This is a genomic window from Acinetobacter endophylla, assembly GCF_053543775.1.
In genome coordinates this window covers 1-15,835 of record NZ_JBLVOM010000264.1, presented here as the reverse complement: position 1 = coordinate 15,835, position 15,835 = coordinate 1, and the positions used below count along the sequence as shown (strand labels likewise).

At 41.5% G+C, this 15,835-nt stretch carries 19 protein-coding genes and 1 pseudogene; 11 read left to right on the top strand and 9 right to left on the bottom strand.

Features of this window, described 5'->3' with window-relative positions; all coding sequences use genetic code 11:
* Together ACNPNW_RS15585 and ACNPNW_RS15580 are read right to left on the bottom strand one after the other, a co-directional pair.
* The coding region (locus ACNPNW_RS15585; protein ID WP_448767133.1) for an amidase at window positions 1-648 on the bottom strand (648 nt) is incomplete at its 3' end.
* A gap of 46 nt (window positions 649-694) precedes the next feature.
* Complete coding sequence (locus ACNPNW_RS15580; RefSeq protein WP_253114340.1) at window positions 695-2,125, bottom strand: sensor domain-containing diguanylate cyclase; 1,431 nt, start codon at window positions 2,123-2,125, stop codon at window positions 695-697.
* Window positions 2,126-2,439: 314 nt separating this feature from the next.
* Here ACNPNW_RS15580 and ACNPNW_RS15575 point away from each other — a divergent pair, with 314 nt between their 5' ends.
* Entirely contained in the window at window positions 2,440-2,883 is a 444-nt protein-coding gene (locus ACNPNW_RS15575) for a hypothetical protein (protein WP_005100815.1), read from the top strand.
* 56 nt (window positions 2,884-2,939) lie between these two features.
* Here the strand turns inward: ACNPNW_RS15575 and accC are convergent, their stop codons facing one another.
* The 3 genes from accC to aroQ are packed head-to-tail and all read right to left on the bottom strand — an operon-like array spanning window position 2,940 to window position 5,211.
* Complete coding sequence (accC, locus tag ACNPNW_RS15570) at window positions 2,940-4,304, bottom strand: acetyl-CoA carboxylase biotin carboxylase subunit (protein ID WP_004280198.1); 1,365 nt, start codon at window positions 4,302-4,304, stop codon at window positions 2,940-2,942.
* Between the two features lie 18 nt (window positions 4,305-4,322).
* Complete coding sequence (accB, locus tag ACNPNW_RS15565) at window positions 4,323-4,739, bottom strand: acetyl-CoA carboxylase biotin carboxyl carrier protein (RefSeq protein ID WP_005107117.1); 417 nt, start codon at window positions 4,737-4,739, stop codon at window positions 4,323-4,325.
* A gap of 16 nt (window positions 4,740-4,755) precedes the next feature.
* Window positions 4,756-5,211, bottom strand: a complete 456-nt coding sequence (aroQ, locus tag ACNPNW_RS15560; protein WP_004280201.1) for a type II 3-dehydroquinate dehydratase — start codon at window positions 5,209-5,211, stop codon at window positions 4,756-4,758.
* 958 nt (window positions 5,212-6,169) lie between these two features.
* Between aroQ and ybaK the strand changes: the two genes are divergently transcribed.
* The 3 genes and pseudogenes from ybaK (at window position 6,170) to ACNPNW_RS15545 (ending at window position 8,635) form a co-directional block, all read left to right on the top strand.
* On the top strand, window positions 6,170-6,637 hold the full coding sequence (gene ybaK, locus ACNPNW_RS15555; protein ID WP_420937262.1) for a Cys-tRNA(Pro) deacylase: 468 nt from the start codon (window positions 6,170-6,172) through the stop codon (window positions 6,635-6,637).
* Between the two features lie 192 nt (window positions 6,638-6,829).
* Window positions 6,830-8,083: pseudogene (locus ACNPNW_RS15550) on the top strand (YncE family protein).
* 69 nt (window positions 8,084-8,152) lie between these two features.
* The gene (locus ACNPNW_RS15545) at window positions 8,153-8,635 is read left to right on the top strand and encodes a hypothetical protein (protein WP_004280206.1); all 483 of its coding nucleotides are present in this window, start codon (window positions 8,153-8,155) and stop codon (window positions 8,633-8,635) included.
* A gap of 115 nt (window positions 8,636-8,750) precedes the next feature.
* Here the strand turns inward: ACNPNW_RS15545 and ACNPNW_RS15540 are convergent, their stop codons facing one another.
* From ACNPNW_RS15540 to tusD, 4 genes are read right to left on the bottom strand one after another with little or no spacing between them, the layout of a single operon-like run.
* Window positions 8,751-9,062, bottom strand: coding sequence for a TusE/DsrC/DsvC family sulfur relay protein (locus ACNPNW_RS15540; protein ID WP_004280207.1), 312 nt, complete (start codon window positions 9,060-9,062; stop codon window positions 8,751-8,753).
* A 14-nt stretch (window positions 9,063-9,076) separates the two neighbouring features.
* Complete coding sequence (locus tag ACNPNW_RS15535; RefSeq protein WP_004646886.1) at window positions 9,077-9,361, bottom strand: DsrH/TusB family sulfur metabolism protein; 285 nt, start codon at window positions 9,359-9,361, stop codon at window positions 9,077-9,079.
* Window positions 9,362-9,378: 17 nt separating this feature from the next.
* Window positions 9,379-9,729 carry a hypothetical protein gene (locus tag ACNPNW_RS15530; protein WP_004280210.1) on the bottom strand — a complete coding sequence of 117 codons (351 nt, stop codon included), beginning with the start codon at window positions 9,727-9,729 and terminating at the stop codon, window positions 9,379-9,381.
* 44 nt (window positions 9,730-9,773) lie between these two features.
* Complete coding sequence (gene tusD, locus ACNPNW_RS15525; protein ID WP_004280211.1) at window positions 9,774-10,142, bottom strand: sulfurtransferase complex subunit TusD; 369 nt, start codon at window positions 10,140-10,142, stop codon at window positions 9,774-9,776.
* Window positions 10,143-10,212: 70 nt separating this feature from the next.
* On the opposite strand from tusD, the gene ACNPNW_RS15520 reads away from it, so the two are divergent.
* The 7 genes from ACNPNW_RS15520 to ACNPNW_RS15490 all read left to right on the top strand — a co-directional run.
* Entirely contained in the window at window positions 10,213-11,223 is a 1,011-nt protein-coding gene (locus ACNPNW_RS15520) for an NAD-dependent epimerase/dehydratase family protein (RefSeq protein WP_005107032.1), read from the top strand.
* A gap of 138 nt (window positions 11,224-11,361) precedes the next feature.
* Window positions 11,362-12,756, top strand: a complete 1,395-nt coding sequence (fumC, locus tag ACNPNW_RS15515) for a class II fumarate hydratase (RefSeq protein ID WP_420937263.1) — start codon at window positions 11,362-11,364, stop codon at window positions 12,754-12,756.
* Between the two features lie 126 nt (window positions 12,757-12,882).
* Window positions 12,883-13,374, top strand: a complete 492-nt coding sequence (locus ACNPNW_RS15510) for a hypothetical protein (protein WP_253101335.1) — start codon at window positions 12,883-12,885, stop codon at window positions 13,372-13,374.
* A 432-nt stretch (window positions 13,375-13,806) separates the two neighbouring features.
* Window positions 13,807-14,409, top strand: coding sequence for a nitroreductase family protein (locus ACNPNW_RS15505; RefSeq protein ID WP_005107029.1), 603 nt, complete (start codon window positions 13,807-13,809; stop codon window positions 14,407-14,409).
* A 126-nt stretch (window positions 14,410-14,535) separates the two neighbouring features.
* On the top strand, window positions 14,536-14,898 hold the full coding sequence (locus ACNPNW_RS15500) for an immunity protein Imm33 domain-containing protein (protein ID WP_005107027.1): 363 nt from the start codon (window positions 14,536-14,538) through the stop codon (window positions 14,896-14,898).
* A complete protein-coding gene (locus ACNPNW_RS15495) occupies window positions 14,899-15,267 on the top strand; it encodes a hypothetical protein (protein WP_420937264.1) in 369 nt (122 codons plus the stop codon).
* A gap of 236 nt (window positions 15,268-15,503) precedes the next feature.
* On the top strand, window positions 15,504-15,835 hold a 332-nt coding region (locus ACNPNW_RS15490; RefSeq protein ID WP_448767056.1), incomplete at its 3' end, for a COG3415 family protein.

Genomic DNA, 15,835 nt, shown 5'->3' with positions numbered 1-15,835 from the left:
GGTCAGTACATGCTGAATCGCGGCGCCATGCATGGCTTCACTCATTTGTGGTCCCCAAGGCGTGCGGCCACGACTCGGTTTCAGGCCAAACAGGCCGCAATAGGAAGCGGGGATACGTATCGAGCCGCCACCATCACCAGCACCCGCAATTGGTACAATTCCGGCAGCCACGGCAGAAGCGGAACCACCGGACGAGCCGCCGCTATTATGCTGTAAATTCCACGGATTTTTACAGCTGCCCCAAGCATCTGGTTCAGTAATACCTTTAATCCCAAATTCAGGAGTATTGGTACGTCCAAAAGTCACAATCCCGGCTTTTTCCCAGCGATTGACAATCTCGGCATTGGTCTCGGCGATATAACCAATCCGTTTTAAGCCCTGACAACCATAAGAAGTTGGATAACCGGCATATTCCTGAAACAGGTCTTTAACCAGAAAAGGCACACCGGCAAAAGGTCCGGACAGATTTTGCTGGCTCCGTTTCAATGCATGCTCATGCATCGGAATAATAATTGCATTTAGCTCGGGATTGGCAATTGAGCTACGCTCTAGTGCAGCAGATAAAAGTTCACTTGAATGTACTTGTTTATTGGCGACCAGATCAGCCAGTCCTAAACCGTCATATTGCAGATATTCTTCAAATTTCATTGCCATTCCCTAGTGTTGCTGCTTCAAGGTTGTAGATCATTTAGGCTCAAGATGCAAGCACCACCTGATTTCGCCCACGATGTTTGGCCTGATACAAGGCTTGATCTGCAATATTGATCAGGTTTTGCAGGTCTTGGGCCTGCGGTTCATTTTGATGAGTGATGCCCACACTCACGGTAATATACAGGGGCGAGCCATCTGATTGATAAATAGGGGTTTTTTCCACCAGATCACGAATCCGTTCTGCAATAAGACGTGCTTCTGATGGTTCGGTATTCCAGAGTAACAGCACAAATTCTTCCCCACCAATTCGTGCAAACAGATCTTCAGCACGTAAATTGCAGCGAATGATTTCCGCAAAATGTTGCAGCACCTTGTCACCGACATGATGGCCAAAATCATCGTTCAGACGTTTGAAATGATCAATATCCAGCATGATGACCGAAAATTCCATTCTGTTGGCATATTGCAGTAAATATTCACCTTTCTGAAAGAAAAAATGACGGTTCATGGTGCGGGTCAGACTGTCGTGATTGGCCAGATACAAGACCCGTTTAAACAGCTCATTGCGGTTTTGACTAATAATACAAAGAATAAGCGGCGATAAGGCCAGCATAAACAGCCCGATCCGGAGCGAAATATAAATCGTAGAATCTGCCAAGGTGTCATGCGTTGTGGCATAAAACCGCGTCAGGCTGTAATAGGTTAAAATAGTCACAAACGCATTAATCAGTGTCATGCTAAACAGGCGATAGGTCAACGCAGCCCAGATCAGTGCAGCCAGAGGGTAGAGCATTGCGCCGGGGCCTGCAAAAATATTGGTAATGATGACACAGGCCACGACTGAAGATGCAGGTAAAAAATAGCTGAAGTAATTACGTTTTTGACGACGGTTTTTAAATAGATACTGCATGTCTTTTATTCTTGGGAATGCCAAGATTAAAGGGAGAAACACAATATAATTCACCATTTCACCGGTCCACCACAGACCAAAATCAATCCATAAATTCTCTTTGGTCATGAATGAATTGGGTAGATTTGGCAAGGTGAGAACTGCAAAAGCCGCACTGGCCAGACAGCCTGCAAAAGCGAAGATGCCAAATAAATGAACGAATGTATAACCAGTATTATAGTATTTGTAATTAATCTTGAAATATCGAATAAAAAATATCGAGACAATAGTGCTGATCAGATTAGACAAGGTAAGAAACAGGCTTTGTAATAGGCTGTTCCCGGTGATCAGATCTGCAAACATAAAAGCGCTGAATGCACCAAGCCAACCTCCCATATTATTTAAATGTGGAAAGCGTAAGAACAGGGCTAACAAGGCAGCATTGGCCGGCCACAATAAGGCCAGATACTCAATTGGTCTGGTTGCGATCCCAATAAAACAACAGACTAAAACAGCGAAAACAATGACAAAATAAGCATAGGTTTCATGATTTAATTGTTGTTCTGTTATTCGAGCTAATTGCAAATTTAAAATCCTATTCAAATTTTTAAGTGTGAATGATCACTTTGTTCAGCAACTAAGTTTGACCCAAAATATAATTTTATTGTTTGATTAATCTGTTATTAATGCGAACTATTAAGATTCTTATATACGAAATATATACAAAAAAAGTCAGAAAGGAAATCCATGTTTTTAAACAATGTGATAAATAATTTCTGACTCTGTATTGAAATTGCGTTAGAGCGGGACACGATCCCAAAAAATATGATAATTTAGAATCAATTGTTAACAAGATGTCGGTAAATATGAAAAAAATATGTCTTAGCCTTATCTTACTCATGAGCTCACCTTGGCTAATGGCGACAGAAAATAAAAAACCAGCGAATGCTCCTGCTAAAGCTGCTGAAATCCCAAATACATTTACTGTGAAAACCCGTCCGGAAATTGTCGGATTGTGGGGAATGGAAATCCCGAATAATAAAAAATGTATCGAATATTATAATTTTAAAGGCAATAATAATGTGGTGATTAAAAGTGGCGATGAGTGGACGTCGGGGCTATATGACTATCAGCCGGCACAGGATCCTTCGCAGCAGATTCCAGCGCTGATTCTGCAAGTAAAATATGACAATAATGAAAAAGACTGTTCAGGCAATCAGGTGGATCAGTCTGGTGAAATTTCGCAATATTTTGTGAAATGGCAAAACCCTTATACCATTAACTTCTGCGCCAATGAAAAAGCCGAACAATGTTTTGCTGTGCTCAGACGCGTATTGCCTTAAATTGCAAACAATAAAAAAACCGCTGAATGACAGCGGTTTTTTTTATGAGCTTTGATTTAAGCTTTGTCTTCAGCACCTTCAAGCTGCTTTAACAAATGCTTCTCTAGGTAATGAATATCCATTGCCTGTTTGCAGAAGTTTTTATCCTGAAGGATTAAATCTTTATGCAAAGGAATATTGGTTTTAACGCCAGTCAAAATCATTTCTTCCAAAGCATTTCTCATTCGAGAAATAGACGTCTCACGATCCTTACCATGCGAAATCAGTTTGGCAATCATCGAGTCATAATACGGCGGAATGCTATAGCCTGGGTAGATGTGCGAGTCTAAGCGGATACCTGCGCCGCCTGGTGCATAGAAGCTCTCAATCTTGCCGGGTGAAGGCAAGAAGGTTGATGGATCTTCTGCGTTAATACGGCATTCAATCGCATGTCCTAAAACCTTGACATCTTCTTGCTGAATATCCAGACCTAAGCCGCCAGCAATACGCAATTGCTGTTCGATAATATCGATACCCGTGACCATTTCAGTTACCGGATGCTCAACCTGAACACGCGTATTCATTTCAATGAAGAAGAACTCATCATCTTCAAACAGGAATTCGAATGTACCTGCACCACGATATTGCATCAATTTACAGGCATTGACACAGGCTTCTAGAATATCAGCACGTGCTTGCTCTGGTAAGTTCGGTGCTGGTGCTTCTTCCAGTACTTTTTGATGGCGACGCTGTAGTGAACAGTCACGATCATACAGATGAATCGCATGACCATTACCATCAGCAAGTACTTGCACTTCGACGTGACGTGGCTTTTGCAGAAAACGTTCCATATAGACCGTATCATCACCGAACCACATTTCTGCATCACGCTGTGCAGCCTGAACAGATTCCAGCAGGGTATCGACATTTTCTACGATACGCATACCACGACCACCACCGCCAGAAGCAGCTTTTACAATCAGTGGAAAACCGATCTCTTTGGCTTCAGCCATGGCATTGTGAATCGTTACGGCATGGTCGCAGCCCGGTACTGTTGGTACACCAGCTTTTTTCATGGCAATAATGGCAGAAACCTTGTTTCCCATTAAACGAATATGTTCCGGACGCGGACCAATAAAGATAAAACCAGAATTTTCTACGATTTCTGCAAATTCTGCATTTTCAGCGAGGAATCCATAACCAGGATGGATTGCATCTGCGCCGGTAATTTCAGCAGCTGTAATAATCGCAGGAATATTCAAGTAGCTGTCACTGCTCGCACCAGGGCCGATACATACTGCTTCATCACAGAAACGTAAGTGCATCAGGTCCTTGTCTGCGTCAGAATAGACACCTACAGTTTTGATCCCTAAAGTTCTGCAAGCACGGGTGATGCGTAACGCAATTTCACCACGGTTTGCAATTAAAACTTTTTGCAACATTATAAATCCCCGGGGTGATTAAGCGCGGTAGCGGAAAAGTGGTTGACCGAATTGAATCACTTCACCATTTTTCACCAGAATTTCTTCAATCACACCGCTTTGAGTAGCTTCAATCGGGTTCATGATTTTCATTGCCTCGATAATACCCAGCGTATCGCCTGCAGAAACGGTCTGGCCAACTTTAACAAATGTCGGTTCACCTGGGCTTGGTGCTGCATAGAACACGCCGACCATTGGTGAAGTTTCAACTGCGCCACGAGGAGATTTTGCTGCTGGCGCTTCGGCTGCTGGTGCAGGCATAGCAGGAACAGCTGCTGCAACCACTGGATTACGACGAGTTAATGCAATCGACTGATCGCCTTCTTTAACTTCGATCGCCTGTAAGTCAGATTCAATCATCAAGTCGATGAGTTTCTTGATTTTACGGATATCCATGAGACAGTATTCCTAATTAAGATTGTGTAGAAGGTTGTATTTTTTCAATGATATAGTCGAGGGCAGCAGCATAGCCTTTTGCACCTAGACCACAAATCACGCCGATGGCTTTATCGGACAAGTACGAATGATGTCGGAATGCCTCACGTGCATGCACATTAGACAGATGGACTTCAATGAAAGGAATGGCAACGCCAAGAAGGGCATCGCGAACCGCAACAGAGGTATGAGTCAATGCTGCCGGATTAATAATGATATATTGAACGCCGTCTTGCTGAGCTTGATGAATTCGGTCAACAATGGCACCTTCCCAGTTGCTTTGGAACGTTTCGAGTTGTAATGTGGCCTTTTGAGCCTGAGTAATCAGTTGCTGGTTAATATCGTCAAGACTAAGGTGACCATAAACTTCCGGTTCGCGCTTCCCAAGCAAGTTTAAATTCGGTCCATGAATAACCAAAATGGTCGAACTCATCCAGCATGCTCCAATTAAAAAGTATCGGGGTTTGTTTGCAAGATGTCTGCAAACTCTGCTTATTATTGCATGATTTTCTACATTACTATTTATAATTTCTTTGAATTAACGTAGAAAGCATATAGCAAACAGTGGCGCTATAATGAAAACTTTGCAGAGATTTGGCAATGTTAAAAAATTACAATTCGCTGGGTATTCAGATTATTTTCATTGTAAACCCAATTGGCAAAAACAGTTAATATCCTTTATGTAACTGTATCTTCATGTTAACGCTAAATTCTTCCTTTTAGTGATATTTTTAGTTTTGAACAAGAGTTGTCTGGCTGATTTTACTGCAATGTTCGACTTCTATAGCATAGAAAACTCTTTACATTCTGACTTTAGAGTTGTGCTGATGATCCTCTTTATATATAAGCTATCGACCGTTTCTCAAAACTTGATGAAAATTTAAAAATATAAGATAAGACAATATGTTAATGATATTTTCTCTTATTGTACTTGGATTTTCCTAGGTCTATTCTTCCAATATATTGGAATTAATTACATCATTTTCAATTCAAGTATTCATGACAGACACTGTACAAGAATCTATTTCTTCTTCCGGAGATAAAGGTTAAATCTCAGCGGGTTTAAGATAAAACGCTCGACTTATATGCCTCGTATTTATAGACGCATGAAATGACGAATGTGTTCATCTTCAAGCCTTCTACATAGTGAAGCCATTAATCGCCTAACGCTTAGATAGTGGCAAAAACACATACATTTGTTGATATTTTGCTCGTCATCATCTTTGCAGAAGAGTTTAAAAGTATTGAAGAGCGTAAAGATTGAACCAAATAGATCTGATTGAAGCGGAATACGGGCTTAAAGCAAAATTTCTCTAAACTCACCGCATCTAAATTAACTTCTTGAGCTAATCTTTATATAATCATGCGATTCCTCTCAAACAAGACTTTCTATGACACCTGCATGCAAACTATTAAAAGCCAATAAAATCGAATACAGCATTCATGAATATGAACATGATGCCAATGCCAAAAGTTTCGGGTTAGAAGCTGCTGAAAAATTAGGGCTTTCGGTGGAAGAAGTCTTTAAAACTTTATTAGTCACGGATGATAAACAGTATTTTGTTGCCATATTGCCGGTACATCATCAGTTAAATCTGAAAAAAGTAGCGCAGGCCGTAGGATGCAAAAAACTCCAGATGGCAGATCCTAAACATGCAGAACGCTTGACCGGTTATCTGGTCGGCGGAATCAGTCCCATTGGTCAAAAGAAACGATTAAAAACGGTGATTGATGCCAGCGCAGAACAGTTGAATACGATCTATGTCAGTGGCGGTAAAAGAGGCTTGGATATCGGAATAAAACCAGCTGATCTTGCCAATGTGCTCAATGCACAGTTTGTCGATGTACTGGATACATAAGATCGAAGTACGATGATCACCTAAATTCATAGAACCTGAAGTAATAAATTTAAAATAGCTGCATATTTTTTGGTCGGAAATAACAGTAAATCATTTTATACGTTTGTATATTAGATAAGTTAAACACAGCCTGGCTGTGTACACAACAAGGAATGAAAACAAAAATATAAATTATTATGCAGAGCATAATGGATGAAAATTCAAAATAAAAAATGGCCACGGTTCTGTCTGACATTATCTGCGATGGCGATGCTATCTGCGTTGCCAAGTGTACAGGCCGCTTCTGCGCCTTCAGCTGTACCTGCCAATTCACAGCAGGTTTTCTTTGTCGGAAATAATTGGGATGGCACGGTAACCGTGATTCGTCCATCGGGTGATTTTGGCAAAATTGGCGTCATTAACATGATTCCTGATCGTAAAGAGCGCCTTAAAGAAATTCACCTGAATCCAATCAAACTGATTGCTTATACTTATATTCAGGCCACAGCCGGTGAAGGCAATGACCAGCTGGTGGATGATATGTACTCGACACCAGATGGATAGTCAGTCGTTGCATCACGCCCAAGTTTCGCCGATGTGGTATCAATTAATATCAAAACCGGCAAGATTAACTGGCGGACGCCTGTAGAAGGCTTCCGTGCTGACCATATGGCGGTATCACCAGATGGGCAACGAGTCGCCGTATCTGCATCTTCAGGAAATGTGGTGCATGTATTGGATATCCATACCGGTAAAGAGTTAGGCCGTTTCAGCACTGGCGATAAACCGCATGAAAACATTTACTTCGATGGCGGCAACAAGATCCTGAACTCTGCCATCGGCAATGTTGAAACCTCGATGGATGCACAGTGGCAAGACTTTACTAAAGGTAAGCGTTTTATCACTATCGCAGATGCCAATACGCATCAGGTGGTAAGAAAAATCGATTTCAGGCCTGCATTGGATGCATTTGGTCGAAAAGATTTGTCCAACTCAGTACGACCAATGGTATTTAGTAAGGATGAAACCAAACTGTATGCCCAGGTTTCATTTTTTAATGGGCTGATTGAGTACGATCTGAATCAGAACAAGATTAGCCGGATCGGACAGCTGCCTGGCAGTGACAGTATTCCGAAAGACCGGACAAAATGGGTGAATGATTCGCGTCATCATGGCCTATCAATCAGTGCTGATGGTGAAAAGCTCTGTGTCGCCGGTACCATGGATAACTACGCTACGATTGTAGATCGCAAAACACTGACAGCCGGGAAACTGATTTCTGCAGATAAACCTTATTGGGCAACGCGAAGCCCGGATGGTCGTAGCTGTGTAATTTCAGAAAGTGAAACAGATGTAGTCACAGTGATTGATTTTGCCACAGGCAATAAAGTGCTGAGTGTACCGGTAGGAAATCATCCACAACGCGTTCGGATTGGTTATGCACCAGCAGACTGGTCAACGCCGTAGTCAATCGTCGATTAGTGAAAAAGACAGCTTTTTGATAAAGGTTGTCTTTGTTGAGCTGAGGACATAAAAATGAATGATAAAACAATTCTGTTCTATGTAATGATCGGATTGCTCTTGTTTGGGACTTTAGTGGGTATTGGTTATCAGGTACGACAAGAAATCTATCGGACGAATTTTACTGATCAGACCCATTCTGATCCGGTCCTGCCAGTTGAAAAATCGGCAAGCTATATATCTGTTAACTCTCCTGAGAATAGTCAAACTACGAAGAAGAAACAGAACGATACGGTTGCAAAGCAAAGCGAATTATCAAAGCAACAAGAACAGTTATATCTGGACTTTACTCAGATCATTAACGCTTTAAGTGAGGGACAACGACCAAATCCTCAACAAGTCAGTTTGTTGATCAGTCAGCAGCAAAAACTGGTAGAGGCCCAACTGGTGAGCAAGGCCGAAGCGAAAGCACAAATTGAGTTTCTGATTAAAGTTCTGCCTGAAATGGATCATGAATTGCATCGGGCGTTGCGAGTATTAGAACAAACTCGAACTTGACGAATTAGATCCAGCTGTATCTTTCATTATTCTCAGTCTGAAAATTGCTCTCATAAAAAAAAGCCCAAAAAATGATCTGGGCCTTTAAATACACACTATAGAAAGCTAAGTATCTTTATAAACAATTTGCAGGCTTGGGTACACCAGCCAAACGGCTTAAGTGACGGGCCACCAGACCAGTATTAAACTTTTCTTGAAGCATGGCATTATTGATATCGGCACTGACAGTTTTCATTAAAAATTTAATCAGTGGTCGTGTTGCTGGTGAATGACCAAACTGCTGATAGAACTGACGTACCGCTTGCAGAATTTCAAAATGCCAAGGAGTTAAGCTCAGTTCCAGACTATCGGCCAGCACTTGAGCGACTTCTTCATTCCAGATGGTATAGTCAACCAGATGGCCATCTTGATCCAATTCTAAATTCATATCTAACTCATTTATTATTTCATTGAAATGCAGCGATTAAACTCGAGGCAAAGATCTGCAAAATCCGCATAATTCAAAAGCTTTATCTGATCAGGCAAAGGCTGTACTAATAACTCCGCATCATTTTTCAGTATGTGAATTTTCGGCAAGCTTTGAAGAAATGAATGCTCTAGCAGCAAAACCGCTTCACCCATCAGCACGACCTGATCACCCATTGTATAAGTTTGAGCCAGTTGCTCTAGGATCTGCGCTGTTGCCGAATAGCTGGATTGGATCAGATAAAGTGTGTGATTTGACATTTTTATATCCTTGTTCCTTACCAATACATCACATGATCAAAGCTTTGAATAAATTCAGAATTAAGCTCAATAAATTCGATTTCTTGTTCGCTCTGTGCCACAAATGAGGAATGCTGGTTTTTTTTCTCAATCAGAATCGGAGTGAGATCATAAAACTCGAAACTGTCGACCATATTTGATGCCAGTTTGAATGCATGATGCACCTGGTCAAATTGCAGGTCTGAATGCAGCAAACTGAGGGCAGCACTTTGTAGCAGGACTTTAACTTCTGCGCCAAACGTTGCCAGGACCATGGTAGCCGATAGGCTTTCATGCACCTGCAGACTGGTCAGATTGGCTTGGGTTAATATAACAAGTACAGATTTCACACAAGATTCCTTGGAAAAGCAACACATTCTAAAAAATGAAACATCTAGAATTGAATGAGACGTTGTGAGGACTGAACAGCATCGGCAAGTTCACCTAAACCGACCAATTCAAAGGCATCTGCCAGATTATGCTGCTGAATATTGTGACGTCGAGCATTGTCCAGATCTGTAATTCCACGTGCCAATGCTGCACTTACACAGACCGGGAGGCGAATCTGTAGCGCTTGCCATGCATGTGTAAGATGACGTTGATCGTCGGGTACCCATTGCAATGCATTTGCGACCGATACGCCGTCCTGATAGAAGAATACACGGAATGCTTCCTGTTTATCTTGCAAGGCCTGAGCCAAACCCAGGGCATGCCAGGCATAAATGGAAGTCGGTGCGGAGGTAACAAGAATTAAGGTGCTCATCGAAATTCACTACAGGCTTGATCAATAGCAACAGATTGATCTTGGCTTCATCAGAAAGTAGGTAGTATAAATGATTTTAGTGACGGGTGGATTAGGATTTTTAGGCTCACATATTGCTTTAAGTCTGTTAGCACAAGGACTAGAGGTCATTGTGGTCGATAATTTGGCCAATGCTAACTTACAGACTCTGGAGCGCCTCGAATTTATTTCTGGTATGTATGTACCTTTTATCAAAATTGATATTCGCAATACGCCAGCATTGAACAAAGTCTTTGAGCAGCATTCGATTCAGGCTGTGGTGCATACCGCAAGTTTTAAATCACTGGAAGAATCAGTATTAAAACCACTTGAATATTATAATGATAATGTTAGCTGTATTATGAGTCTCATGCGTGCCATGCAGCGTACCGGCGTGCGTCATCTGGTACATTTATCCAGTCTGGCGGTATATGGACAATCTGGTGCAGACTTAAGCGAAGATCTGCCTTTTAACTTCACTTATCCGAATCCCTATATCAAATCGCAACAAATGGTTGAGGAAATTATCCGGGATACTGCCAAAACTGATAATGAATGGCGGATTGCGATCCTACGTCTGTCCAATATCGCCGGCGCCTTTGAACACGGTGTGCTGGGGGAAGCGGTGCCACCTTTACCGAAAAATATTTTGCCTTTGGCGATGCAGGTCGCTGCACAGCAACGTGAATATCTGGAATTACGCCGTCAGGCCCATACTGCGGATGGCACAGTAGAACGCAGTTTTCTGCATGTCGCAGACTGTTGTGATGCCGTGATCAAGTCCTTGCAATGGCTATCACAACAGCAGGAATTAAAATGTGAAGCCTTTAATATTGCCGGTGAATTGATTTCCATACAGGATTTGCTAGATCAACTGGCTGAAGTGACTCAGTCTGCAATCAAAACCATGGATGCTCTGCCATACCCACATGCGGAAATGGATCAATTGGGGGCGAACATTGGAAAAGTGCGAAATATCCTACATTGGCAACCTCAGCGTTCACTCAGAAAGATGCTTGAGGATGAATGGTTGTTTTATCAGAATATGCTCAGAGGGCAGTAAGTAAGAGTATTTAGCTTATATTTGATAATAATTATCATTTACATGGTTGTTGTAATCGATTACTTTAAATAAATAGATTAAATCATTGATATAGAAATTCCTAAGATCCGTAACAGGCAAGAAGAATTGAGGTTGAACATGCAAACACGTATTGAACATGACACGATGGGAGAAGTGGCTGTACCGAGCGAGGCTTTATGGGGCGCTCAGACTCAGCGTAGCTTGCAAAATTTCAAAATTGGCAATGAGCGTTTGCCACGTCCAATGATTCGTGCCATGGGACTCGTCAAAAAAGCTGCGGCCTTGACCAATGCCGAGCTGAACCAGATTTCCCAAGAACTGTCACGCTACATTGTAGATGCGGCAGATGAAGTCATCAGCGGGAAATGGGACAGTCAATTTCCACTGGTGGTCTGGCAAACCGGTTCAGGTACGCAAAGCAATATGAACTGTAATGAGGTGATTGCCAATATTGCCAACCAGAAACTGGGCAATCATTTAGGGGCACAAAAACCGGTTCATCCGAATGATCATGTCAATCGTGCCCAATCTACCAATGATTCATTTCCGACTGCGATTCATGTGGCTGCGAGTTTGCAGATCAATGAACTGTTAATTCCGGCTGTCACACGTTTACGCGATACTTTATATGCCAAATCTCAGGATTTTGCCGATATTGTAAAAATTGGCCGGACACACCTACAAGATGCTACGCCTTTAACCTTGGGGCAGGAATTCAGCGGTTATGTCTCTCAACTTGATCATGGACTTCTTCGTCTAGAACAGGCCTTAGTTGGCTTATATGAATTGCCATTAGGCGGTACAGCGGTTGGTACCGGTCTAAATGCTCATCCTGATTATGCTGTTCAGTCTGCTAAAGTTCTGGGACAGTCAACTGGATTGCCATTTGTGACTGCGCCAAACAAATTTGAAGCGTTGGCAGGCCGTGATGCTGCGGTATTCGCGTCTGGTGCATTAAAGACTTTAGCGGTTAGTCTGAATAAGATTGCCAATGATATTCGTTGGCTGGCCAGCGGGCCACGTTGTGGTTTTGGTGAATTGCGTATACCTGAAAATGAACCGGGTTCTAGCATCATGCCGGGTAAGGTGAACCCGACGCAAAGTGAAGCGATGACCATGGTCGTGGCGCAAGTTCTCGGCAATGACACCACCATTAACGTGGCAGGTGCATCAGGGAATTTTGAGCTGAATGTGTTTATGCCGGTCATTGCCTATAACCTGCTGCAATCCATCCAGCTTTTAGGCGATGCGTGTAACAGTTTTAATGATCATTGCGCCGTAGGCATTGAGCCGAATCATGAGAAAATTGAACATTTCCTGCATGATTCTTTAATGCTGGTCACAGCATTGAATCCGGTGATTGGTTATGAGAATGCAGCCAAGGTTGCCAAAACAGCCTATAAGGAAGGAAAAACCTTAAAACAGGTGGCTGTTGAACTGGGTTTAGTCACTGCTGAACAGTTTGATGAAGTAGTGCGTCCTGAACAGATGGTCTCACCGAATGCCAAATAAGGGCTGCAGCGCTTTTATTTTCAATCTTTCCGCCTGTTTTATCATGGAATAGTCAGCAGTGGTTTTTATCTCAGGCAGAGTTGCGTACAATAGTGCTAGATGAGATTAACCACTGATGATTGTTTTATGCTTGATATTTATTTAACAGATGTTCAAAGAAAGGTGCAATTCAAGGATTATCCAGGTGAGCATCCTGTTAAATTTATTTTGAATTTCAAAAAGATTTTCCCGAGTGTGATGGAACTTCTTTTACCTGTACTCCCGGATAATGAAAATCTGGAAGAAATGTCTTGGGAATCGACCAGCGAAGATTTTGAGACCTTCCAGATGTTCTTAACCGGATGGGGTATTATCGAACTGCGTTTGAAAGCGATTACCCAGTTTAAAGATAAAGCATTTGCGGATCGTCTGGTTAAACAAGCCCAACAGAAACGCAAAGACTATCAAAAGCAGCAGACTAAACTGACTACAGTTGAACTGGATTATCTGTTTATGCATGAGATGCATGCTCTGATTGATGCAGAGCTGGTTGAGCTCGGTGAGAAATTCTATTTACCGATTTTACGTGAGTTGTGGAAGACTAAAGTATCTGCTCAGGTGTTGAACGCGAAGTTTTAAACTGGTTTTTTTAGCTTTTATTTATAAAATTAATCCTCCAATTTTGGGGGATTAATTTTATCTGCAATATGAGATTTATTTCATGATGTGCTATTCCTTAGAATAGCCTAAGCAAGATTGAATTTGGGGGTTGAACATCTTTATTCTTAAAATTTTGATCAATAATAGCGCATGTTGAACCATAGTTTAACATCAGGCTCTATCATAGGGCAGCAGTTTTAACGATTGTTCAAAAAATAGATGAAAATGATCATTTTTAGCTAAAAAATATATAAAAATATCAATTAAATAGCCTAGTAATTGAGTCCATTATTTTTTAAGGTATATAGGCTTTATCTCACGTTAAAGCAAAAGCTCCATTGATTAGCTATCCTTCATAAAAATAACTGAAGGTTCAAATTTTCCCGAAGATATATCCCAGGATTTTCAAAAATGTCGAATCAGTTTTTAGATTTAATTACTAAACGCCGTACTATTTATGCCATTGCCAAGAATGTTGAACAATCTCCTGAACATCTAACTGATTTGATTCAGACTGCAATTAAGCAGAGCCCATCTTCTTTCAATTCTCAGTCTTCACGCGCCGTCATTTTATTCAATTCGGAACATGAAAAGTTCTGGGGCTTCGTCGCAGATAAATTAAAAAGCTATGCCAAAGATGAAGAAAGCGCTGCAAGAACCACAGCAAAAATGGCAAGTTTTGCGGCAGGGCTAGGCACTGTTTTATTTTTTGAAGATCAAACAGTTATAGAAGGCTTACAGGAACAATTCCCATCTTATGCTGATAACTTTCCAATCTGGGCAGAGCATTCGACTGCGATCGCGCAATTTGCAACGTGGACAGCATTGCATACAGAAGGTCTGGGCGCATCATTGCAGCACTACAATCCGATCGTGGATGAACAGGTACATGCGGAATGGGACATTCCATCGAACTGGAAGTTGCGTGCACAGTTGGTCTTTGGTTCGATAGAAGGCGAGCCACGTGCCAAAGATTATCTGGCGGATGAAGAGCGCTTTAAAGTCTTCCAATAAGCTGAGATCCATATCTGCGCTTAACACGGTTTAAGGGCAGATATTTTTTAGATCTCGACGAAATCCCAATCAGCTTCATTAAAATTAAGTTAAAATAGCGCGCTAATGAATGATGAGTAAGACCGAATGTCGAAAAACACGCAAAACCTGTCACCGTTACAAGAACTGATCGCAGAGCAAAAGCTACTTTGTGAAGAAGTAGGCTCGGCTTATGTTGAAGTCACGGGGGATGATGTTGTTGCGGTGGCCGTACATACCTTAAAACAGGATCCGATTGTCGGCATCCGTAAAAAGCCTGAAACTGATGAAAATATCAGCTGGTACATTTATGGCGGAGAGCCTTCAAGTGAAGAGGCTTTTGAAACCATGACAGTACGTGAATTACAGGACATCGCACCAGAAGTTTTACCGTATCTGGCTCTGGAAACAGGTTTTCGTTTCATGATTGATGCCGATGATTATGAAGATGTCTGGAAAGAAGAAATTTAAATGCTAAAAAAATCATCTTTCATTTGTGCTGGATTATTATTAGGACTGAGTAGCGTGGTCTTCGCACAGCGGCTTTCACAAAGTGCCTATGATGAGTTTATTTCAGCACAGACTAAAATCGTGAATGAAACCAAATACATTTTAGATGAAGATGATCAAAAGGCAGATGCACAAACTCAACGTCAGGCTTTCTGCAAACGACTGAAAGCCTATCAGGATATTCAAAAGGTGTCCGAAGAAAACAGCAGTCTGAATATGGCACCTACGATGTCTATGATTGCCAGAAATTTTCTTGAGCGGCAGGATCAAAGTTTGACTAAATCTGGAATGACGGCGAGCGTATTTTGTAAAAATAGGGAAGTAGAATAAGTTATAAACTACTTTTTTATCTTGAAAGTTTTTCGCAGTGGAATAAAAATAAAGTATCTAAGTCTATTTCACAATCAAATTTTATAGATATTAAAACCTGAAAGACCATCTCCCGAATATCATTTGATAAAGAGTTTGTTAAGTTAATTTAAATTTATTTTAATGTGAATACCTCATAAGTTGACAAAAATAACTAATCATGCGAAAAAGTTTTTTTAGTTAACAGATGTTCACACATGCCTCGAATTGTTTCTGTACCACTTAGTTTAGAACAGCGAGAACGACTCATTTTTCTGGCCAAGCATGCAAAACATTGGCGTGAAAGACAACGTGCCCAAACTATTCTCTGGCTTTCTGAAGGTAAAAGTGTTGCGGAAGTTGCCACTCTACAAGAACGTATCCCAGAAACCATAAGGCTACAACGCCGACGTTGGGAATTGTATGAGTTTGAATCGATTAAAGAAGGTCATCGCTCAGGTCGGCCCAATACATTGATCTCAGACTATCAGGCGAAAATCCTAGATTGGGTCAATACAAGTCCACTCAATGCAGAACAAATCCGAGTCAA